The 23,574-nt window shown below is 53.1% G+C and carries 15 protein-coding genes; 13 read left to right on the top strand and 2 right to left on the bottom strand.

What is annotated here, in order from left to right:
- Positions 1–4 precede the first annotated feature (4 nt).
- Positions 5–1,834 (top strand): ABC transporter ATP-binding protein, encoded by a 1,830-nt coding sequence (locus AC52W5_RS13660; protein WP_495671386.1) that lies wholly within the window; start codon positions 5–7, stop codon positions 1,832–1,834.
- A gap of 69 nt (positions 1,835–1,903) precedes the next feature.
- Here AC52W5_RS13660 and AC52W5_RS13655 read toward each other — a convergent pair whose 3' ends face one another.
- On the bottom strand, positions 1,904–2,848 hold the full coding sequence (locus tag AC52W5_RS13655; RefSeq protein WP_495671385.1) for a CysB family HTH-type transcriptional regulator: 945 nt from the start codon (positions 2,846–2,848) through the stop codon (positions 1,904–1,906).
- 283 nt (positions 2,849–3,131) lie between these two features.
- Positions 3,132–3,653: a protein YgfX gene (locus AC52W5_RS13650; RefSeq protein ID WP_495671384.1), complete on the bottom strand. Its 522-nt coding sequence runs from the start codon at positions 3,651–3,653 to the stop codon at positions 3,132–3,134.
- A 124-nt stretch (positions 3,654–3,777) separates the two neighbouring features.
- On the opposite strand from AC52W5_RS13650, the gene ygfZ reads away from it, so the two are divergent.
- From ygfZ to AC52W5_RS13590, 12 genes are all read left to right on the top strand, one after another.
- On the top strand, positions 3,778–4,824 hold the full coding sequence (gene ygfZ, locus AC52W5_RS13645) for a CAF17-like 4Fe-4S cluster assembly/insertion protein YgfZ (RefSeq protein ID WP_495671383.1): 1,047 nt from the start codon (positions 3,778–3,780) through the stop codon (positions 4,822–4,824).
- 198 nt (positions 4,825–5,022) lie between these two features.
- Positions 5,023–7,947, top strand: a complete 2,925-nt coding sequence (locus AC52W5_RS13640) for a bifunctional glycoside hydrolase/polysaccharide deacetylase family protein (protein ID WP_495671382.1) — start codon at positions 5,023–5,025, stop codon at positions 7,945–7,947.
- Complete coding sequence (locus tag AC52W5_RS13635; protein ID WP_495671381.1) at positions 7,937–10,684, top strand: tetratricopeptide repeat protein; 2,748 nt, start codon at positions 7,937–7,939, stop codon at positions 10,682–10,684. Before AC52W5_RS13640 ends, AC52W5_RS13635 begins: the two co-directional genes overlap by 11 nt.
- The gene (locus AC52W5_RS13630; protein WP_495671380.1) at positions 10,681–11,952 is read left to right on the top strand and encodes a protein PelD; all 1,272 of its coding nucleotides are present in this window, start codon (positions 10,681–10,683) and stop codon (positions 11,950–11,952) included. Before AC52W5_RS13635 ends, AC52W5_RS13630 begins: the two co-directional genes overlap by 4 nt.
- Entirely contained in the window at positions 11,952–13,085 is a 1,134-nt protein-coding gene (locus AC52W5_RS13625) for a tetratricopeptide repeat protein (RefSeq protein ID WP_495671379.1), read from the top strand. Before AC52W5_RS13630 ends, AC52W5_RS13625 begins: the two co-directional genes overlap by 1 nt.
- Positions 13,082–14,665: a GT4 family glycosyltransferase PelF gene (gene pelF, locus AC52W5_RS13620; protein ID WP_495671378.1), complete on the top strand. Its 1,584-nt coding sequence runs from the start codon at positions 13,082–13,084 to the stop codon at positions 14,663–14,665. Before AC52W5_RS13625 ends, pelF begins: the two co-directional genes overlap by 4 nt.
- Before the next feature lie 9 nt (positions 14,666–14,674).
- Positions 14,675–16,045, top strand: a complete 1,371-nt coding sequence (pelG, locus tag AC52W5_RS13615) for an exopolysaccharide Pel transporter PelG (protein WP_074974923.1) — start codon at positions 14,675–14,677, stop codon at positions 16,043–16,045.
- Between the two features lie 605 nt (positions 16,046–16,650).
- Complete coding sequence (locus tag AC52W5_RS13610; protein ID WP_074974924.1) at positions 16,651–17,649, top strand: ComEC/Rec2 family competence protein; 999 nt, start codon at positions 16,651–16,653, stop codon at positions 17,647–17,649.
- A gap of 41 nt (positions 17,650–17,690) precedes the next feature.
- Complete coding sequence (locus AC52W5_RS13605) at positions 17,691–17,825, top strand: efflux RND transporter permease subunit (protein WP_139176893.1); 135 nt, start codon at positions 17,691–17,693, stop codon at positions 17,823–17,825.
- Positions 17,822–18,913, top strand: a complete 1,092-nt coding sequence (locus tag AC52W5_RS13600) for an efflux RND transporter periplasmic adaptor subunit (protein ID WP_495671377.1) — start codon at positions 17,822–17,824, stop codon at positions 18,911–18,913. Before AC52W5_RS13605 ends, AC52W5_RS13600 begins: the two co-directional genes overlap by 4 nt.
- Before the next feature lie 21 nt (positions 18,914–18,934).
- Positions 18,935–22,114 carry an efflux RND transporter permease subunit gene (locus AC52W5_RS13595; protein ID WP_495671376.1) on the top strand — a complete coding sequence of 1,060 codons (3,180 nt, stop codon included), beginning with the start codon at positions 18,935–18,937 and terminating at the stop codon, positions 22,112–22,114.
- Positions 22,098–23,534 carry a TolC family protein gene (locus tag AC52W5_RS13590; RefSeq protein ID WP_495671375.1) on the top strand — a complete coding sequence of 479 codons (1,437 nt, stop codon included), beginning with the start codon at positions 22,098–22,100 and terminating at the stop codon, positions 23,532–23,534. Before AC52W5_RS13595 ends, AC52W5_RS13590 begins: the two co-directional genes overlap by 17 nt.
- Positions 23,535–23,574 lie beyond the last annotated feature (40 nt).

Genomic DNA, 23,574 nt, shown 5'->3' with positions numbered 1-23,574 from the left:
TTAAATGCTCAGCTATTTCGAGAAACTGATTTACCCCTATCCCGATCCCACCGACAGGATTCCCCCAAAAGGTTTTTTTACCTTTATCTGGGAAGCAACCGAGGGCGTAAGGCGATACCTGGTGGCGATGACGCTGCTTACCGCATCAATCGGTGCGTTTGAAGCCTTATTGTTCGCGATGCTGGGAAAAGTCGTCGACTGGCTCAACCAGATACCGCCCTCTCTTTTATGGGAACAGGAGCGGAACACGCTTCTTCTGTTCGCTGGACTGCTGGTTGCAAGTCCCCTGTTGGTCGGTATACAGAACCTCGTCAAGCATCAGGTGTTGGGCGGGAATTTTCCGATGCGCCTGCGGTGGAATTTCCATCGGCTGATGCTGAACCAGAGCATGCACTTCTATCAGGACGAATTTGCGGGACGGGTGGCGGCCAAGGTGATGCAAACCGCTCTTGCGCTGCGTGATGTCTGCTTTATTCTCGGCGATATACTTGTCTATGTAACGATTTACTTTTTTACCCTGGTTGCCGTGGTGGGCACATTCAATCTCTGGATATTGATACCTTTTGGGGGGTGGTTCGCTCTCTATATCTGCGCGCTGCGCTATTTTGTGCCCAGGCTCAGCCAGGTATCCCAATCCCAGGCGGATGCGCGCGCCTTGATGACGGGACGCATCAGTGATGCCTATACTAATATCGCCACCGTAAAACTCTTCTCTCACGCCGGCAGGGAGGCCGGTTATGCCAAACTGGCGATGCAGGAGTTTCTGGGGACAGTCCATAGCCAGATGAGGTTGATCACGCGGTTTGAAACCGTGAACCAGGTGATGGGGGCAAGTCTCATCATCAGTGCAATTGCGGTTGCTTTGCTGTTGTGGGTGGATGGGCAGATCGGCGTGGGGGCGGTGGCGGCTGTCGGCGCCATGTCGTTGCGGCTTAACGGGATGTCGCATTGGGTCATGTGGGAAATGACTTCATTGTTCGAACAGGTAGGTACCGTACGCGATGGAATCACCACCTTGTCACGTCCCCACGTGGTGACCGACCATCCCGATGCAAAACGTCTTCAGATTAAAGCCGCCGAAATACGGTTTGAAGATGTGGTTTTCTGCTACGGGGGCGACGTCCCCGTAATAGATCATCTTTCGCTGCATATCAGGCCGGGTGAAAAGATCGGTCTGGTCGGACGCTCGGGCGCGGGTAAATCCACTCTCGTCAACTTGCTGCTTCGCTTTTATGATGTGGAGGAGGGGCGCATACTGATCGACGGGCAGGACATCCGATACGTTACCCAGGACAGTTTGCGCGCCAATATCGGCATGGTTACGCAGGATACATCCCTCATGCATCGTTCAGTAAGGGACAACATCGCGTATGGACGACCTGACGCAATCGATGCGGAAACGATCGCCGCTGCAAAAAAGGCGGAGGCGCACGATTTCATCATGGGTCTGACAGACCCTGGGGGACGCCGCGGCTATGATGCGCATGTAGGAGAGCGTGGGATAAAGCTTTCGGGCGGCCAGCGCCAGCGGATCGCCATAGCGAGGGTAATGCTGAAAAACGCGCCGATTCTTCTGCTTGATGAAGCTACCAGTGCGCTGGACTCTGAAGTGGAGTCAGTCATCCAGTCCAGCCTCTACCGGCTAATGGAGGGCAAGACGGTGATCGCCATAGCGCATCGCCTGTCGACCATTGCTGCCATGGATCGGTTGATCGTGATCGACAAGGGGCGGATCGTAGAGGAAGGAACACATCAAAGCCTGATCGCAATGAACGGCTTGTATGCCGGGCTCTGGGAGCATCAGAGTGGCGGGTTTCTGGGGGAAGACGTATAGAAGTATGCCGCTTGAGAAAGCCGATATCTCTCCTACAGATTCAAATGGTTTTCCAGATCATTCCAGCAGTCAGTCACCGAGTTCCACTCCCGCTCGCGGCCTCACACCCGCCCGGATAGCAGCTTCCGTCAGAGAAGGAAGGCAAAGCTCGATGAATCGGTAGGCGTATCCCCGCAGGTAATGGCCGCGGCGGATCGAGATGTTGGTAGTGTTTTGCCCGAACAGGTGTGAACTGTCCAGCAGAGTCAACTGGGCATCCCGCACGGGATTGAAGGCCATTGACGCAACAAGACCCACCCCCAGCCCCAGTTCCACGTACGTTTTAATGACATCTGCATCGAGCGCGGACATGGCGATATCTAGGGCCAATCCCGCCCTGGCAAACGTCTGATCAATTCCCGCCCTGCCGGTAAAGCCTTCGTGATAAGTGATGACCGGGAACTCTGCAATGGCTTCAAGCGTGAGCGGCTGTATTGTTTCCAGCGGGTGTCCGTGCGGCACAATGACAGCGTGGTGCCACGAGTAATAAGGAAAAGAGGCTAGTTCTGCAACACTCTCCAATGCTTCGGTGGCAATGCCGATGTCGGCCACTCCATCCAGCAGCATCGATACGATTTCGTCCGGGCTTGCCTGGTGCAGGACGAGATGCACCTGGGGAAAGGTTTTCTTGAATTGCGTGACCACCGTGGGGAGTGCGTACTGTGCCTGCGTGTGCGTGGTGGCGATGGTCAGCCGCCCTTTATCCCGTTTGCTGAACTGCTCAGCCAGGCGCTTGACATTCTTTGCATCCAGAAGGATGCGCTCGACAATCTCTATCAGTTCCTTGCCCGGATTGGTCAAACCGAGCAGCCGTTTGCCTTTGCGCACGAACAACTCGACGCCCAATTCATCTTCCAGGTCCTTGATGTGCTTGCTGACACCGGACTGGGAGGTAAACAGGGCGTTGGCCGCTTCGGTCAGATTATAGTTCTGGCGAACCGTCTCATGGATGATGCGCAATTGTTGAAAGTTCATATTTATAAGCCTGCAGCCTGTTATTGTCGTGATCGGTTCGAGCGGATGATGGATGCCGGATCCTGATTCAAAAATCATTATGGCTCCCCAGGGGTGCGATAAAGAAAAGGCGCGAGCCGATGGCCAGCGCCTTGAAAATCACAACAACAACGGAGAATAACCACACCCCGAAAGTTATCAGTTCTGTTTTCCCTGGTGAACCAATATTAATTCATTTGTTTATACGTTTTTATGCATAACCAACCGGCAGGGTAATTGATGCGGATTATTACAGAAGCAGCGACTATTCAGGCCAGCTCAATTCACCTCTCTGGTTTCTCCACTTCCACCGCAACAGCACCCGTAACTGCCTGAACTCTTCAGGGTTTATTCCATCGGGAAGGATTACAACGCTGCGCGAAAAGTATCGGCTCAACTGTCGCGGGGACGCGTCTGTTTTATCGATTTTCAGGGGATTCAAGTCGAGCACGGTCAGATAGGGTGCGATGAAACTGCTGCCAAGCAAGGCACAGGCGATCTGTCCGCCATCCCGGGTATTCAGGATGCATACCATTTCATCAGTTACTTCGAGACTGGAAACGGAATCCGGCGAGCGCAACAATGCGTAGCGCCTCAGGTAGAAAACAAGGCTGATGACGAGCAAAGCGGAGCCCGTCAACTTGACTGAAGGTGGCATCATCAGGGGCCACAACAGTACAATGGCCACAAAGTGCGCGAAGCCGAGCACTACTCCTAACGTTCGGGATGATTTCAGGTGGACGACGAGGAAAGGCGTGGGGGGTTGCATAACGGGTTGCAGTTGCATAACGGGCTGCATGTTTTAAAATATTGATGAACTATTGTCTCAGCGCGGGCAGTTTGCCGCCCAGCTGGAGTGTATGCTTTATAATTAACCCTTTTTCTGGCCTTCTTCGAGCATCTGCCTTTACATGAATCCTGTCTGGCGCTCCTACCTGCAAAGCCGTGGTGCGATTTTTCGGGAAGACCGCATTGTCAGCTACGGCAATGCTGCTGCCGAACTTGAGAGTACCCGATCTGCCAACGTGCTGAGTGATCTTTCTCATTTTGGCCTGATTCACTTTTGGGGGGAGGATGCGGAAACTTTTCTGCAAGGACAGTTGAGTTGCGACATGAGGCGTGTCACTGCCTCAGCAGCCTCCTATGGGAGTTATTGCAATCCGAAAGGCAGAATTCTCGCAACTTTTCTTATTTTGCGCGCGACTGATGACGGTTATCTCATGCAATTGCCTGCAATGTTGCTCGCGGGGATCCAGAAGCGCCTTGCCATGTATGTGCTACGAGCCAAGGTCAAGTTGGCGGACAGCAGCGGAGCCTGGGTCCGCATAGGGGTTGCGGGCTGCCACACCGCAGCTCTGTTAAGGGAGATCCTGGATGAAATTCCTGACGCACCTCTGGGAGTGAGGCATGGCGAAAAAGGAAGCATCATCCGTCTTGCAGAGGATCGCTTTCAACTCCTCATTCTTCCGGAGCAGGCGCCCACGATCTGGGAAGATTTGAGCAGAAATGCAGTGCCGGTAGGGAAATCCTGTTGGGACTGGCTGGAAATCCGGGCAGGTATTCCCCACATCCTGCCCGCAACCCAGGAACAATTCGTGCCACAGATGGTGAACCTGGATGCCCTCGGCGGGATAAGCTTTCAGAAAGGTTGCTATCCCGGTCAGGAAATCGTCGCCCGCACCCAGTATCTCGGCAAAATAAAGCGGCGCATGTATCTTGCAAATATTCGTTCGGAAACGTGTGACTTGCCAATCGAAGCGGGGGATGAGTTATTCAGCGCCGATTTGGGGGAACAGTCCGCGGGTATGGTAGTCAACCCGGCATCGTCCTCCGACGGAGGAACCGATCTGTTGGCTGTCATTCAGGCCAGCAGTGTCGAGGCGGGTGAAATTCACTGGAAATCGCTGGATGGTCCCACGCTGGGAATTATGCCCCTGCCCTATTCCGCAATCCAGTAAAGAGTAAAAACGGTATGTGCTCTATTTTGTATCAAATAGCAGCATGCCTCTCGATGAGATCTGCCCTGAAGGTCAAATTTCCCACCAGGAAACCCGACAGAAAGAACATTCCCTGTTACCTTGCGAAGCACCTTAATACAAAATGCATTCCGGTACGCCCCACTGGCCTCCGGAGCAGAAAGGATATCTCGACAAGTTTTGCAAACTGCTACACGCAATCCCATTATTCCCGGCATTGACATCGGAGACGGAGGTGTCCTGCGTATCTGGAAAGACCGCAAGGACCATAGCGGCACCCATGACAACCTGGTTCAACTATCAGGATTCCGCTTCCTGTTCTATTTTTCCGGTGCGATCTGGAGCAAAGTATCGTTGCTCTGTTCAGGCACCGGGCAGCTGCTTCTGTCATTGATGCTGGTGGCATCCGCAGCCCACGCAGATGGACTGGAACTGGAGAAACGCGATATTGCTTTCTACTATGGCAGCAGGCCGCCCATCGAAGACCTGCGCCATTTCGACCAGATCGTCATTCAGCCAAGCCAGATTCTGCCACATGAGAAAACAGCACTGTTGAATCTGGATTCTTCACTTGTCTTCGCCTATGTCTCGTTTGGTGAAATTGCCCGCAACAGCGAAGATATGGCGCGTATCGATACGGATTGGTCGATAGGCGTCAATCCTGCCTGGAACAGTCTGGTAATGGACATGACCGATCCTGCCTGGCGCGAATATCTGCTGAAGCAGCATTTCGAACGCTTGTGGCGTGACGGCTATCGCGCTTTTTTTCTCGATACGGTCGACAGTTACCTGATCGTGACGAAAGAAGGCAAGCAACGCGAAGAGCAGGAAAAAGGACTGGTTTCACTGCTCGCGGAAGTCAAGCAGCGTTTTCCAGGATGCAAGCTCATTCTCAACCGTGGCTTCGAAGTGCTGGACCGGGCCAGCCATTATGCTGACGGTATGGTGGCGGAATCACTTTTTCATGGTTTTGACCCAGTTAGCGGTAAACACGCTCCAACCAAGGAAGAAAACAGAAAGTGGCTGCTGGACCAGCTGGTGCGGGCGCAAAACGAATTCAAGGTGCCCATTACGGTGCTCGACTATGTCGATCCGGGAAACTGGGTGGAGGCCGAAAAAACAGCGCGCGACATCTTCAAGCTGGGGTTCATGCCCTGGGTCGCCAATGGAGACCTGACGTGGCTGGGGCACGGGCGGATGCGCCTTGCTCCCCGCAAGCTGCTGGCTATCGTAAACGGAACGCCCGCGCAGCAGATGGAGCATGATCTGTTTCGGCGTGCGGCCATGCCGCTCGAATATCTTGGCCTGGCGCTCGACTATTGGTACATCGATCAGCTCCCCCTGCCGATTGAACCGCTCGTCGGGCGATATGCCGGAATTATCGCGTGGCTGGGGGAGGACAGTGCGAACGGTACCGAACGGTATGAGAGTGTCTGCGCACGGCTGCAGTCAGAAGCGAATGCGGGACTGCCGATAGTGCTCATGGGTTATCTGCCCGCGGGTGTTGCGTGCCGGAATCTGCTGGATTATCAGGGGGAATTACAACCGACGACCGGCATCCTGAAACTCGATGCCATGAACGAGCGCCTGGGACGCCCCGAATCCGCTCCGGTGATCGGCAGCGGCACGCCTGATGTGCGTGTTCGGGATCGCAATAACGCATGGCTCACTCTGAGCAGTGCTGACAAAATATTTCATCCGGTCGCGGTGACGAGCTGGGGCGGTTACGCGTTACACCCTCACATCCTGAACGAGAGTGCATCCGGGCGCCACGAATGGCTGCTCGATCCTTTTGTTTTTTTCCAGGCGGCATTGCGCCTGCCGGTGCAGCCAGTGTTTGACATGACAACGGAAAACGGGCGGCGCCTGGGGATTATCGAGGTGAGGGGAGATCGCCTGTTTGCAAAGGATGAGCAGGGTGTGGAGGCGATCGATCGGCTCAAGGGGTGGATGGAAAAAAACCCGCTGCCGATAACATTGGGTGCCATCGAAGCGGAAGTGGCGACCGAAGAGCAGCGGAGCAAGCTGCGCGAGGTAGCCAGTTTGCCCCAGGTTCGCCTGGCCAGCCATACTTACAGCCATCCTTTTTATTGGGGGGTATTCGAAGGCAAGACAGACGCGGATCAGCAACCCTACCGTTACAGCGTATTCATGAAGGATTACGCGGCGGAAATGACGCGCGAAACGGGCGGCACTCTTCCATTCCTGCACACGATGGCACCGGATTCTCCCTCGCTGTTGATCTGGTCGGGGGATGGCAAGCCAGGACCGGCTGTGCTGGCAGCTGCGCAGAAAGCCGGGTTGCCGCATTATGGCGGAGGGGGCCTGCATTGGCAGAGCGGACAGATGTCGCTTGCAGACCTTGATCCCGCGCTTCGTCCGACCGAATGGGGTATTCAGGTGATGACGCCGCTGATTGCCGAGCCGCTGTTCGCGCAACTCTGGTACGGCGAAGCCCTGAATTTTGGCAAGGTTGGCGAGTGGAACCGCGAGCTCGACCGCGCACGCCGGTTGCGTATTTCGTCGATATCGATTCATGCCGATGCATTCCTGAACGAACGGGGGAGGGAGCTTCTGGAGCAGATGGCGGAGGCGCAGCGCAAGGAAAATGTGCTCGGCATCTGGGTCGATGAATATGTCACCCGCACGCGCGCGTTCCAGACCGCGAGCATCGCGCGCGATCTCGATGGCAATTGGTTTCTTTTCGGAGATGCGCTTAGAACAGTGCGGTTGCCCAAGAGCGAAATGACCCCGGAAATCTCCAGCGATGTAGTGGGATATAATGACCGCAATGACAACCGCTACATCTACCTTGCCCGGAATCACGCAATCCTTAAAGCCGCCCAGGGTAAACGGAACGAAAATCCGGGACTGAGATTGATCGAGGCCAGCGCGCCCCTGAAATCCTGGCATATCAACAATGATGGCTCCGCCACGCTTTTATTCGAATCGCGGGGACGTCTGGCTCCCCTGACTGTCACGGCTCCCGCTTCCTGCGCCTTGAGCATAAATGACACCAGATTGACGCCGCAGGCGAAGGGTACACATTCCGTTTATACAGTTTCAGGAAACCTGGCAGCGGGAAAATTCCGGCTTGAGTGTTGAAACGCAACGCGAATCACTGCTAAACGCGCCCGCGTTGCTGTTCATGAGCGCGGTGGTTCTCATTGCCTTCTGGGTATTGTTTCCGCGCCAGCCCGCTTTCAGGGATCCAGCCAACCTGTCAGCAAAAGATGCTTTGTCAGTCGCTTATCTTCGCGTTCTCGTGCAGTCGGACCCGCGTAACGCTCCGCTACGCCTGTCGTTCGTGCAGGTGCTGACGGAAGCGGGCATGACCGATGAGGCCATCCTTGCCATGGAACCCCTGCAGAATGCTCCCGAGTCAGGGTTGACCTACGAGATTCGCCTGGCGGAGCTGAAGCTGGCACTGCAGCAGCTTTACCGGCATCCTCCCCGAGAGGTCGAGGCATCTCTGCGAAGGCGTATCGGGGATCTGGTTCCTTCTTTGCTGCGCTTGGCGGAGAATGACAAAGAGTCGAATCAGGTGGTGTTGCTGGCAGAGCAGTTTGGCGAACCCTCGGTCATAGCGGAAACCTTCGAGCAGTTGGTTGGCATGCAGAATGAAACCCGGCAGACAAAATCCCGCTGGCTGGCTTTTGCTGCCAGACAACGGCTTGCGGCCGCACAACCCAGAGTTGCAGCACGAAATTTCTGCCAGGCTTTCGCTTTCGAACGAGTAGCCAGGAAGAAAACAGAATTGGCGAAAGCATGTTTAGGCGCCTATCTTCAGGCGGGTGTTGACCGGGAGGCCTTGAAAGCTGCGATAAAAATACTTTCCGCTTATAGTAGACCGGCTGATGTCGCGGGTCCTGGTAATTCCAGCCTGGTTCCCCCCTCCAGCGCGGACGCACAGTTGCTGATGCTGGCGGCCGACGTTGCCCAACCAATGGGTGATCGTGACCATGCATTGATTTGGCTGGAGCAGGCGAGCGTGCAGATACCCGGGGATCAGAAGCTGGCAGAACGTATTGTCCGGTTGCAGGTTTCGATGGGCCTCCTCGGCGAGGGTCTTGCCCGGGCGGTTGTATTGCGTGCTTCTCTGATTCCTGGAAGCGAACGTCATCGACTGCTTGCCCATTTGTATGACTGGAACGGTCAACCCGATGAAGCGCTCGCCTTATGGTTGTCTTTTGCGCGCCATAAGGCTGATGAGGAGGCTGAAACTCGAACCTTTGCACTGGCTCAGGCAAAACCGGATAACGAGGCGATTGTGCAGCTTCTTGAGGCGGTCATGTCCCGCCGCAAGCTGACGGCTACCGAAGCGGAAGCTTATGTCAAAGCAGGTCTCGCTGTTGCCCAGCCGTCTCGTGTGGAAAAGCAGTTGCGACGTCAGGCAGAGCGATTCGACAATCCTCCGCCCATACTTAAAGCGCTGGCGGAAGTTCTTGTTCTCCAGGGCAAACCGGATGCGGCGCTCACGTTGTATGAAGATATGCCGGAAATACAGGATAGGCGGCAGAGGCTTGCATTGGCGAGGCTGTATGAGGAAGCCGGCAATACGCAAAAGGGCTTTCAGTTGCTGCTCCGGGACATCGACTCGCCGGATCCTGCTTCTGCGGAAGAATACTGGCTGCTGCTGGCGAAAGTCTCCACACAACTCGGGCAGGATGCCTATGCCAGCAAAGCCTACGAAAAAGCGTTGGTCCTTCGGCCGGATGATGTGGAAATTCTGGAAAACCTGCAACGTCTGGCCCTGCGTCATCACGATGATAAAAAAAGCGAGCGGCTTGCGCGCTATGGATGGGAAAGATTGAAGCGCATCGAGGACTTGCAGCGCCTGATGCGTTTTTCCTGGAAGCGGGGGAATTGGGATGAGCTGGATCACTGGCTCAAGGTTGCGGAAAAACTTCCTTCAGCAGTGCAGGCGCCGGATTACTGGTATTTCCAAGCGATGCGCAAAATGGCGCAGGGGAAGCAAAGCGCTGCACGTGATGCACTACATGAGATCTTGAGATTGCAGGCCGCAGATCCGGAAGTCACCGAAGCCATGATCTGGCTATTGCTGTCATACGAGAAAATTGATCATGCGCTGCTTGAATCCGTCGTTGCGCCCTATCGTGCCCAGTCAGCCAATCAGTCTACGGTCAATCCGGCTTTAGCCGAAGCGCTCGCGGCAGCCGAGCAAGGTTTGGGCAGGCCGGTTCAGGCAGCGGTCTGGTTTTTGCGATCGCTTTCGACCCGGCCTGCGGATTTTCTCTGGATATTGGCGCTGGCCGACAACATGGAATGGGCGGGTTGCCCGGCTCACGCCAACTATGCCCGCCTTCAGGCACTCGAAATATTCGCTTCAAAGCAGAATTCCCAGATCGAAGTGAAATATCCGCCACGCCTGGCGGAATACTTCTTCGGATCAAAGTATTTCCCAGCCAAAAGAGATGATACTGATGACGCAGAGAAACAGGAGGAATTACAGTCGATTCGGAACCAATGGGGCTTTGGAGGAAAACTGGATAATGCCGACTATTTCGCATTGCGCAGAGAGATGGAACGGCTTGAATTGTCACAATGGAAAGCCTTCGCAAAGGCAGTCAGGAACAGGAATGAGCATGAAGTGGCGCGGCAACTGACGCTTATTTCGGATCACCTGAAGCGTCAACCTGCGGCCGCATCGCATGCGGACATGCTGCCCTTATCCATAGACGATGTGGATCGTGCGAATCGCTGGTTGGCCGGCGAACCGAAACCCAACCCGAGCGATTTGGCGACGGAACTGGATATCTGCCGCGAAACACTGACCAAGATCCGGGAATTTCCTGCAAACAGTGAGCCTGCAAAGCGATGAAGAAACCCTGGCTGGAAGGTATAGAGGTTGTCGATGTAAATACCCCGGTCTCTGCGTGGGGCGGCTGGTTTGAAACATTCGTTGTAACTGCTGTTGTAATTGCGGCATCATTCATTACCCAGCAGACGGACCCTTTCCGATTGAGTGGCGGATTCCCGTGGGCAGTGCTGGCGCCCCTGCTCGCGGGGTTACGGTACGGGTTTGTCTTTGGTTTTGTCAGCGCTCTGCTGACACTCGCAGTGCTGGGTGTTGCCATTGACCAGCAATGGCAGGTCGCGAAGAGCTTTCCGTTGCCTTGGGCGATAGGCGTTGTGGTAGTAGCGATGGTGGCGGGGGAATTTCGTGACATGTGGGGGCGCCGCCTGCACCGACTGGAGGGCGCGTATCAATACCGCGCCGAGCGTCTTGAGGAATTCACGCGCAGTTACCAGTTATTGCGCCTGTCCCATGACCGTCTCGAACAGACCGTTGCCAACAGCGGCTTTTCCCTGCGTGAAGGCATCATGCACCTTCAATCCACCCTGAATGGCATCGATGGATTGACGGAAAGTTCATTGCAAAGGCTTATTGAATTTGTGGCGGAATATGGTGCATTAACGCAGGCCTGCATTATTGGTATTACTGCCGACCGCCTTGATACCTCCCAGGTTCTGGCCTGTGTGGGAGAGCGATTTCCAGTCGATGAGGCTGATCCAGTGCTGAGAATGTCACTCGATAGCGGCGAACTGGCCACGGTGAATCTTCTGCAGGATTCAGTGATGGATCAGGCCGGGCTTCTGGCTGCGGTACCTTTGGCCGACTCCATCGGCGAAATAAATGCCGTGCTGGCAGTGCGTTCCATGCCTTTTTTTTCGTTTCATGAAAGCAATCTCAAGCTTATCGCGGTGCTGGTGGCGCATGGTGTGGACCATCTCCGCTTCGGAACGGCGAGACCATCGGTTTCCCGGTTTATTGCTTCGTTTGAACGTGCATTTCAGGATTTTTCGCGCTTCAGGCTCGATACGGCACTCCTGAGATTATCCGGAAATCCGGATGAGATGCGGGGCATTCACGAAAAGCTGCGGTTTTCGATTCGTGCTATCGATTTTATCTGCCTTGCGCGCGAAAAGGATCAACATGTCGTCTGGGTGATGCTGCCAATGACGGATATTACCGGCGCACGAGCATGGGCGCAGCGAGTAGCCGATATTCCCGCAACATCCGCACAGGAATGGATGCCTGTCAACGAAATCGATCCGCAAAGGATCCGCTCCCTGGAGCAGGGGTGATGCGTCGCATGTATGGCCTGCTTGCGTTGTCAGGAGTGACTGCTGAAGTAGTGGCCGTTCTCCTGGTGGGGTTGAGCGCGGATGATGCGCTTGCAGCTTGGCAGGAAGGCGCGCTGCTGTTCACGGCAATTGTATTTCACTCTGCTTCCTCGTATTACCTTGCGCGCATGTTCTGGCAGTCATTGCCGCGTCGCTACAAGCTTCCTCCTCGCAGAAGCCTGGGGTTGCTGTTTGTCTTTCTATGGATTCTGCCGGTTTTCGGAGCGCTGGGGGTGCTGTGGAGCATAACACGTGCATTGAAACGGCCTCGGACCCGTTCCGCGAAGAATGTAAAGATTATAATCCTGCCTGAGTTGCCTTTTTCACCCCCTGTCATTTTCCCTGTTCCCCCTTACAGCCAGGGGGCTCTGCGTCAGATTGTCCATTTTGCCGAGCGCTCGCTCAAGCGGTTGAAAGCGGTGATGGCAACACGGCACATGGCGCCGAGAGAAGCCATGGAGATCTGGTCGAAGGCTACTCGCGACCCGATCGATGACGTAAGGCTGCTTGCCTATGCGATGAAGGATGCCCATGAAAAAAGGCTCACCGACCGTGTCCTGGCTTTAACCGAAGCGCTGCCACAACTTCCTCCACGAGCACAAAATGCCTGCCGCAAAACGATCGCCGCGCTGTGCTGGGAACTGGTATATCACAAACTGGTACAGGGTGCGGTCAGGCAGCACTGGCTGAAAAACGCCTGCACACAAATGGAGGTCGTATTGACCTCGTCATCCATTACGCCGCGCGACGCTCCCTCTGCATCTGCCCCTGTGCCTGCTGCATCCGAGGCATCTCTGACGTCGCCCAAACATGGGATGAGTGAAGCATCCTCTCTAGGGGGGGGCATGGACCCCGACAGTTGGCTGTTGTACGGTCGGATTTTATTGGAATCAGGTGAAGCTGCCCTCGCGAGAAAGGCTTTTGTCAACGCGGAAACCCGGGGGGCGCACCAGCAACAACTGCTGCCATGGTTTGCCGAAATCGCTTTCCGGGAGCGGAAATTCTCCGAGGCGAAGCGCTGTTTATCCGCGCTTGCACGTGTTGGGGAGAAGGGGCGGGAACTGGCCCTGGTAAGAGCGTGGTGGAATAAATGAGCATGATCCAGGCAGGGGCGGAGAAATCCTCGATGATACGGGCAGCAGGATCGGTTGTGGAATCGGTGGCGGATATCGCCCTGCTGCTGGAAGGAACCTATCCCTATGTCCGTGGCGGGGTATCTTCATGGGTCCACCAGATCATAAACGGTTTGCCGGAATTTACCTTCGCCGTGATCTTCATAGGTGGCCAGAAGGAAATGTATGGACCGGCGCAGTATCAGTTTCCCCCGAATGTGACGCATGTCGAAACGCACTATCTGCTGCACCGAAGCAGCCTTGCGAAGCCGCATGCCCGCAAGGGTAGCCGCCAGCCTTTTAAGGAAATGGAAGAGTTGCACGCCATTATGCGCCAGCCTGGGAAATTGGCTGAGGGGAAAATGACCGATGCATTTGCGCGACTGGGCGCCAAAGGCGGCATCAGCCAGGAGGATTTTCTATATAGCGAAGCTTCGTGGGATTACATTACCCGGCAGTATAAAGAGCGTTGTACTGAACCCTCGTTTGTGGACTATTTCTGGGCGATACGTGCAATGCATGCGCCGCTGTTCGTATTGGCCGATATTGCGGCCGGGCTCCCGCCGGTGCAGGCAGTGCATGCCATTTCGACCGGTTATGCAGGACTGTTGGGTGCGATGATACGGCTGCGGCGAAACATCCCCTTTGTGCTCACCGAGCACGGAATCTATACCAAGGAGCGGAAAATCGATCTGGCGCAGGCTACCTGGATCCATGATCACAATGATGATGTATGCAATACGCTGCACGATGAAATGGGGTATATCCGCGGCCTCTGGATCAGGTTCTACGAGCAGCTTGGGCGCATGGCGTACGCCCAGGCCTCGCCCATCATCAGCCTGTATGAGGGGAATCGGTTGAGACAGGTTGCCGATGGGGCGGCCCCGGAAAAAACACGGATCATTACCAACGGAATCAACGTGGAACGTTATCGCGGCGCACTCGAAAAAAGGCCGGGAAAGATTCCACCGGTGCTGGGGCTGGTCGGACGCGTGGTGCCGATCAAGGATATCAAGACGTTCATCCGGACATTGCGGATGCTGGTCAAGGAGCGTCCTGACGCGCAAGGATGGATTGTCGGTCCGGAGGACGAGGATCCGTCATATGTGAATGAATGCAAGGAACTGGCCGAAAGCCTCGGCTTGAAGGATCATCTCAGATTCATGGGCTTTCAGAATATGCTGGAAATTCTGCCCCAGCTTGGCTTGATGGTGCTGACCTCGATCAGTGAAGCCCTGCCGCTGGTAATACTCGAGGCTTTCGCCAGCGGTGTTCCCTGCCTTGCCACGGACGTGGGTTCCTGCCGGGAGCTCATCGAAGGAGCGGCCGAGCAGGATCGGGCACTGGGGGCAGCGGGTAGTGTAGTGCACATTGCCGATCCCGAAGGCACGGCAAAAGCAGCGCTCGAACTGCTGAACAACCCGGAGAAGTGGCGCGCTGCGCAGCAGGCGGGGCTTGCGCGCGTGAAACGCTACTATGACGATCAGCTCATGTTTTCATCTTATCGGGAAGTCTACTCGGGCGCCCTAGGCGTACCGCGGCATCCGGTAGTAGCGAACTGATGTAACTATATGGCCGGCATCGGTTTCGAAATCCGCAAAATACTCGAGCGCGACAATTACTGGTCGGTGTTGCGAGCCTATGGTTATGCCGGCCTGGTCAGCGGTGGTCCCTGGGTGCTCTCAATTCTGAGCATCATGATGATAGGCGTTCTTGCCGTCATGCTGGGTGTGGAACAGCGCGAGGTCAACGCCTTTCAGATCTGCGTTACCTACATGATGGCGGGTTCGCTGATCTGGACCGGGGGTATGCAGCTCATGTTCACGCGGTTTGTTGCGGACCGGACTTATGCCGATGACAAGGCAGAGGTGCTGCCCAATCTGTTCGGCGTCCTGATGTTGACCATGATGGGTGGCTTTACGTGGGCAGCGCCCTTTATCTTCTCGCTTTTCACGGGACCATTTTTCCAGCAACTGTTGCTACTGTGCAATTTTGTTGTGCTGAGCGGGATGTGGATTGTCCTCATTTTCCTGTCGGGGATGAAGGCGTATGGGCGCATCATCTGGACTTTGGCCAAGGGTTACTCCCTGGGAATTGCAGTCGGACTCCTCGCATCTCCATGGGAACTCAACGGCCTGTTACTTGGCGTGCTGACCGGTCACGGCTATCTGCTGTTTTCATTCCTGCATCATATCGTGCGGGAATATCCCGGAAATTCTCTGCTCAAGTTTGACTTTCTCGATCGAAGCCGGAGCTTTTACAGCCTGTTTGCGGTCGGCACGCTCTATTACCTGGCGGTGTGGATCGACAAATTCATCTTCTGGTTCGTGCCCTACACTTCCGAGGCAGTCATCGGTCCCTTGCGCGCATCCATCATCTACGATCTTCCCATTTTTCTGGCATATCTATTCATCCTGCCGGGGATGGCCGTATTTCTGGTAAGCATAGAAGCGGATTTTGCCGAACAGCACGAACGTTTTTACCGTGCCGTGCGTGAAGGCGACACGCTCATGCATATTGAATACAGGCGTGACCGGATGGTGTACGCTGCCCGGCAGGGTATCTACGAAATTTTCAAAGTGCAGGGTCTGACGGTGGTGTTGTGCCTTCTGTGGGGCAGGGGCCTGCTGCAAACCATTGGCATATCCCCGCTCTATATTCATTTGTTTTATATCGATGTGGTTGCAGTCAGCGTGCAGGTGCTGCTGATGGCGATACTCAACATACTTTTTTATCTCGACGCCCGGAGGGAAGTATTGATCGTTACGGCATGTTTTTTTATAACTAACCTGCTGTTCACCGTTGCCACGCTGCAACTGGGAGCCGAATCCTTCGGATACGGCTTTGCGGTATCCGTTACGCTGTCCGCATTTCTCGGTCTCTTCATCCTCTCGCACAAATTCAACCGACTGGAGTATGAAACATTCATGCTGCAGGGTTAGCCCGCGTCTCTCAAAAATACCAGGTGCATAGCAGCCCAAATCATGACGAGTCATTTTACGAGAATGGCTTGAATCATGAAATGGAGAGTCGCGCCCGTATGGACGCCGACGGCCAGCACCGGATTCTGAGTCATCGATAAACCCTCCTCGCGCCACGCCGTGCAATGAGCGCCTCCGCTTCGGCCAGCACTTCCCCTCCCGCACTTTCCTCTCTAGCACTTCCCTCTGTGATCCGGAACTCTACAGTCGCCCACACTTTTCGACTTGAATGATTCAGGTTGGGGTGTTCACAAATTCACCACCTATCCATCATAGTTCTCTTACAACTTTCACAAATTCACCACCTATCCACCATAGTTCTCTTACAACGAGTGTGGTAATTTTGATTCCACACTGGCTGTTGGCATCCCTTAAACGTATGCCGATCAGTCGAAGAAAGGCCACTGTCACTGTGAAAGTGTCGCGTTTGACCGCTGAATCGATCATTCGCACTTCATAATCGCCCGTCTATCAGCCGTTACAGCGTGGTAGCACGCAGTGGGACGCTCTCGGTGTGCGAGTTACCTGTTTATCTTGGAAGGGGGAAAACTTGAAAGCTCATCGCCATGCAACTCACCATCCATACGATTGACGTCGGGCAGGGAGAAAGTGCGCTCGTGGTTGCGGCAGACGTGGCAGCCGGGCGACACCGGACGATATTGATCGAGGGCGGACTACTCGGGTATGCCGAGACAGTCCACAACTTTATCGATCCCATCCTCAGGGGTTACGGTTACTCCCTCGATCACATTCTTGTCAGCCACTACGACAAGGACCACTCAGCGGAAGTCATAGGGCTCCTGAATGCGGACAACATGCGAGTCGTAAGCGAAACCATTTCGAACGCGGTGGCAAATGCGGCGCAATGGGCTGCAGCAGGCACTCGCCCCCAGCAAATCGCCTGCGGGGCCGTGGCCGCCTCGGCAACGATCCTCGGAGCTTGCGAACGGAACCTAAACCAAATCCTGGCAATGTGCCAGGCTGTTTTTCCCCGGGCTGCCGGGAAGACAGACGACGAAGCGGCGGAGCTTGGATTTAACTATGCGATGGAGCATACCGACAAGGTTCAGAGCTTTCCCGCTCTTGAAGTCGGCAAAACTGGAAGACGCAGAAATATTGCAAAAATATCCGCGGTCGCCGCGGCGATTGCCATCGCGTCGGGAAACAATCCGGCTGCCGCAGCCTTCGGCGCCATCTTCCTCCTGATTGCCAAAACACTTCCCAATCAGCTGCGGCTCGATACCGGCGGCCGATACTGCAACGTCCATCTTATCGATATCGAACAGTCAATCTGGCCATTAAGATCTGCCGAGACATACGCCGGCATGGCGTTCGGGCAACACATAACGAAGGACGAGATTTTCAGGAGCAGCGGGAGCGGCGGTACGGCTCTCCCTTCCCCCCATTCTCCCGGAATATTCTGCCGGGTGATCAGCTTCTGGGTTTGGCAAGGGATGGGCAGTAATCCTGTTCAGACCGTCTGGAGACGCAAGGCGGGAGACTGCACGTCCAACCTTGTAAGGATTTGCAAAAGAATTGCCTCATCCTTACGTGCAATATTCTAGGTAGATGAATTTTTTACCGAAGGCATAAGAGAGAACATAGTATGAACCAGATCGTAATTATGGCGCTGCGGAAACCTTACACCTTCGTGGTTCTTTCCATTCTGATCGTCCTGTTTGGAATCAGGGCGATGCGGCATACGCCGACGGACGTCTTTCCCACTATCAAGACGGCATGAAAATGGTCACTAAATTATCCATCGTTCTAGGCTTAATCGCCACTCTGGTATTGAGTGGGTGCCAAAAACACGAGACACATGAAGAAATGCCGCACTATGCGGCAACCACACCATTCCGTGAAGACACTTCCATCCTGGAACCCTATGTCTGTCAGATTCGTGCCATCAGACATATTGAAGTCCGCTCTTTGGAAAAGGGCTATTTAACGCATATTTTTATAGACGAAGGGCAATGGGTAAAAAAGGGACAGCCCATGTTCAAAATCATGCCCAACGTCTATCAGGCAGAACTTCTAACTGCGGAAGCCGAAGCGCAAAATGTGAACATCGAATACCTCAATACCAAGGCATTGGCTGATAAGAATATCGTATCGGCCAATGAATTGGCTTTGGCAAAAGCAAAATTAGATAAGGCCAACGCGCAGGTGAACTTGGCGAAAACCCACTTGGGGTTCACCGATATCAGAGCACCCTTTGATGGGATTACGGATCATTTGGCTGTTAGGATCGGCAGCCTTCTGGATGAAGATGATTTGTTGACGGAGCTGTCTGATATCGCCCACTTGTGGGTCTATTTCAACGTCCCGGAAGCTAAATATCTGGATTTTATAAGGCGCGAAAAAGGCAAAACCAATGAAAAAGTGCAGTTAAGGATGGCAAATGGCGAGATTTACGATCAGACGGGGGTCATCGAGACAATTGTAGGTGATTTTTATAATACCTCCGGCAATATTCAGTTTCGTGCCTTGTTCGAGAACCCGGACAGAGTTCTCAGGCATGGTCAGACAGGAACAATCCTAATGACCGTACCTTATCCAAACGCCATGCTCATCCCTCAAAAAGCGACGTTCGAAATCATGGATAAAATCTATCTCTACGTCGTCAACAAAGAAGAAAAAGTGGAGCAAAGGCTTATCCAGATAGAGGCCGAATTGCCCCACATGTTTATTGTTAAAACCGGCCTGAATGACGGCGAGAGGATTTTGATCGAGGGTATGCGCAAAGTTAGTCCTGGAGACAAGGTGATGATCGATTTAAAGCCACCCCAAGAGGTTCGCTCCGAGTTGATGAAATTGTATACCGAGTAACCTTTTAGTCAGGATTAAGCCATGTTTGGTATTTTTCTCAAAAGACCTGTGCTGGCGATCGTGTTATCGCTGTTGTTCATATTCATGGGCTTGTTGGCAATGAAATCATTGCCCGTTTCCCAGTTTCCGGATATTGCACCGCCCCGGGTCACGGTTCAAGTATCGTTTCCCGGTGCCAGCGCCGAGGTACTGGTGAAATCGTCCCTGATCCTCTTAGAACGCGCTATCAATGGCGTGCCTGGTATGAGATACATCACTTCGGATGCAACCAGCGCCGGCGAAGCGACCATTCAAGTATATTTCAATTTAGGCGTCGATCCTAATATCGCCATGGTTAACGTGAAGACGCGCGTGGATCAGATGATGAGCAGGCTACCCATACTGGTGCAGTTGGAAGGCGTGATTGTGAACTTCGTCCAGCCCAGCATGCTCATGTATGTCAACCTCTACAGCAAAGACAAAGACGCCGATCAGAAGCTTTTGTTTAATTATGCCTATGTCAATGTTATTCCGGAGATTCAACGCATTACTGGAATTGCCCAAGCAACCATATTGGGTTCCCGCCAATATGCGATGCGGATTTGGATGAATCCGGAACGGATGAGAGCCTATAGCGTCTCGTCAGAAGAGGTGATGAAGGCACTGGCGACTCAAAGCATTATCGGACGACCTGGTCGGCTGGGCCAAAGCACAGGCATGCTCGCCCAGTCTAAAGAGTATGTGCTGGTTTATAAAGGACGCTTTAACAAGCCGGAAGAATATGGGGACATTATTCTCCGGGCTGCTCCAACAGGCGAGATTCTGCGCATTAAAGACGTTGCCAAGGTCACTCTGGACAGCGAGTTTTATAATATTTTCTCCGATAAGGACGGATTCCCTTCCGCGTCCATCGTGCTGAAGCAAAACTACGGCAGTAATGCCCAAGTAGTCATAGAGAACGTGAAGAAAAAACTGGAAGAATTGAAAAAATCCTTCCCGGAGGGCATGGACTACGAAATCAATTACGATGTGTCGCGTTTCGTTGAGGCGTCCATCGACCAAGTGCTGCACACATTGGTGGAAGCCTTCATCCTGGTCTCCTTGGTGGTTTTCATTTTCCTTGGCGACTGGCGTTCTACCCTGATTCCCGTCCTCGCGGTACCGGTTTCGCTGGTCGGAGCATTTGCCGTCATGGCTGCGTTCGGGCTTTCCATCAACCTCATCACCTTGTTTGCCTTAGTGTTGGCTATTGGTATTGTGGTCGATGATGCCATTGTGGTAGTGGAGGCAGTGCATGCAAAAATGGCAGCCGAGCATTGCAGCCCTTATGAAGCCTCCCGAAAAGTGTTGCAGGAAATCGGTGGCGCCATTATAGCGATTACGCTGGTCATGGTATCAGTGTTCGTCCCTCTTGCGTTTATGCCAGGACCGGTCGGGGTATTTTATCGACAGTTCGCTATCACTATGGCGTCGTCGATCACTATTTCAGCAATTGTGGCTTTATCGCTCACCCCGGTACTGTGTGCCATGATTCTTAAAAACACTCACGGCCAGCCGAAACGGAGAAACCCGATAAACATTTTCATCGATGGCTTTAACTCTGTTTTCGAAAAGGTCACCGGCCGCTACATCAAATTGCTGAATGTCACGGTCACCCGGCGCCTTGTCACGCTTTTGGTATTGGTCGGGTTTGGCTTCGGCATTTTCGCGGTCGATAAAGTCTTGCCTTCCGGCTTTATTCCCGGCGAAGATCAAGGCATGATTTATGCGATTATCCAAACACCGCCCGGGTCAACCATCGAAGTGACCAACAAAGTGGCACGTGAACTGGAAATAATGGCCGCAGAAATCGAAGGCGTACAATCAATTTCTTCCTTAGCCGGCTACGAAGTACTCACCGAAGGCCGTGGATCAAATGCAGGGACTGTTGTTGTCAACCTGAAAGATTGGTCGCAACGTAAACATTCGGTAACTCAAGTCATCCACGAGTTGGAGGAAAAAGCCCATAACCTAGGTGCGACCATCGAGTTTTTTCAACCGCCGGCAGTGCCGGGATACGGTGCGGCATCGGGTCTGTCGTTTCGCTTGGTGGACAAGACGTTAGACACGGATTACTTCGAATTCGATGAACTTAATAAAAAATTCATGAATGCGATGCGTGAACGTAAGGAATTGACCGGCTTGTTCACTTTTTATGCGGCCAATTATCCGCAATACGAACTGGTCATCGACAATAGGCTGGCCATGCAAAAAGGGGTTACCATCGAAGACGCGATGAATCACCTGGACATCATGATCGGCAGTACTTATGAACAGGGCTTTATTCGCTTCAATAACTTTTTTAAGGTCTACACCCAGGCCGCGCCGGAATTCAGGCGAGCCCCTGAAGATGTGTTGAAATATTTTGTGAAAAATGATAAAGGCGAAATGGTGCCTTACTCTGCCTTCATGAGTATGGTGAAAAAGCAGGGGCCCAACGAGTTGACGCGTTATAACCTCTATAACACTGCGGCGATCCGGGCCGAGCCCGCACCCGGTTATACCACGGGCGCAGCTATCAAGGCAATCGAAGAGGTCGCGGAAGCCACTTTGCCGCGAGGTTTTGAAGTTGCCTGGGAAGGCTTGACATTCGACGAAGCCCTCCGGGGCAATGAAGCAGTGCTGATCTTCGCCGTCGTTATCCTGTTTGTCTATCTGGTGCTGGCCGCACAATACGAAAGCTTTGCTTTACCCTTGGTCGTGTTATGTTCGCTACCCCCCGGTATTTTCGGTGCCTTTTTATTGTTAAAAGGATTAGGGCTTGCCAATGATGTCTATTCCCAACTGGGAATGGTGATGTTAATTGGCTTGCTTGGCAAAAACGCGGTACTGATTGTCGAGTTTGCAAGCCAGAGGCAAGTCGAAGGAGGCATGACGGTCAAAGAAGCGGCGATTGCGGGCGCAAAAGAGCGTTTTCGGCCGATTTTGATGACTTCATTTGCCTTTATAGCCGGGTTGATACCCCTAGCGATGGCTACGGGAGCTGGAGCGGTCGGCAACAGGACGATTGGTACCTCAGCACTGGGTGGGATGCTTACCGGTACCGTGTTTGGCGTCCTCGTTATTCCAGGACTTTATTATATTTTTGCGAAAATGGCAGAGGGTAAAAAATTAATTCAAGGTGAAGATCTTGATCCTCTAGCCGAAACTTATCATTACGGCCCGGATGACAATGAAAAATAAAACATTTCGGCTTATGGCTTTAGTCGTGCTGGGGCTGCTGTTGCAGGGTTGTATTCCTAAAGTAGCAATCAAAAAAGCAGATGTGCCTCTTCCTGCTACTTTTGAACCGGACGTTTTTGAAACGACCAGTACGGCGACTGTCATGCGAAAGGATTTTTTCGATGACCCTGCCTTATCAGATTTGCTAGAGATAGCTGTTGCTAATAATAAAGAAATTAATATTATGCTGCAGCGCATCACCATTGCACAAAATGAAATCCAAGCGCGTAGAGGCCAATATTTGATGCCATTGGTAGGTATTCGTGCTGGCGCAGGCGGAGACAAAGTCGGCGAGTTTACGCGCTTCGGCGCTATCGAAGAGGAACTGCCATTAGCCGGCAAACACTTTCCTACGTTTCTTGGCGATTTTCGATTTGAGCTATTTTCAACTTGGGAGGTAGATATATGGAAAAGATTGAGGAATGCGAGAGAAGCGGCTGTGCTGGAGTACATGGCATCTAAAGAAGGTCAAAATTTTTTAGTGACCAACCTGGTCGCTGACGTTGCTCATTCGTACTATGAATTGCTTGCCCTGGACAACCGCCTTGAGAATTTAGAGCAAAATATCAGGATTCAGGAAAATGCGTTGGAGATGGTTAGACAACTTCTGCTGTATGCAAGAACAACTGCACTTGCGGTCAAACGTTATGAAGCAGAAGTGGCAAAAAACAAAAGCAACATATACAAACTTAAACAGGATATTACGGTTGTTGAAAACCGGATCAACTTCCTGTTAGGGAGAACGCCGCAGCCTATCCAGCGTGCTTCCAGTAGTTTTATGGAGCAAAACCCCAAAGTACTCATGACAGGTATTCCGTCGCAATTGCTACAAAACAGGCCTGATATTAGGCAAGCGGAGCTTGAGCTATCGGCAGCGGAATTAAACATAAAGGTGGCCAGGGCAAATTTCTTTCCCACCTTTAACATAAACGCCGGGGTAGGGTTTGAAGCTTTCGCGGTTAAGTACCTGTTCAATACCCCACAATCATTGGCGGCCGCTGTTGCCGGAGAGCTGGTAGCTCCAGTGATCAATAGGTACGCTATCAGAGCCGAATATAAAAACGCCAGTGCCAGGCAAATTCAGGCAGCTTATGAGTATGAGCAAAGTATTATCAATGCTTATGTGGAAGTAGCGAATCAAATTTCAAACATCGATAAGCTCAAAAAAAACTATCAGTTCAAGACAAGCCAGGTGGAAGCGCTCGTCCAATCAATTGATGTTGCTAGCCAGCTATTCAAATCTGCCCGTACGGACTACCTGGATGTGCTATTGACACAAAGGGATACCCTGGAGGCCAAACAAGATCTAATTGAAACGCAACAAAAGCAATTTGACGCAATGGTGGATCTTTATAGATCACTTGGTGGCGGTTGGCAGTAGAAGGATAGCGGTTCAAAAAAAGGCTCTGTTGCAAAAAATA

This window comes from Nitrosospira sp. CT, from assembly GCF_059489795.1.
The sequence above is the reverse complement of the archived record's forward strand: the minus strand, read 5'-3'. Positions and strand labels throughout refer to the sequence as shown.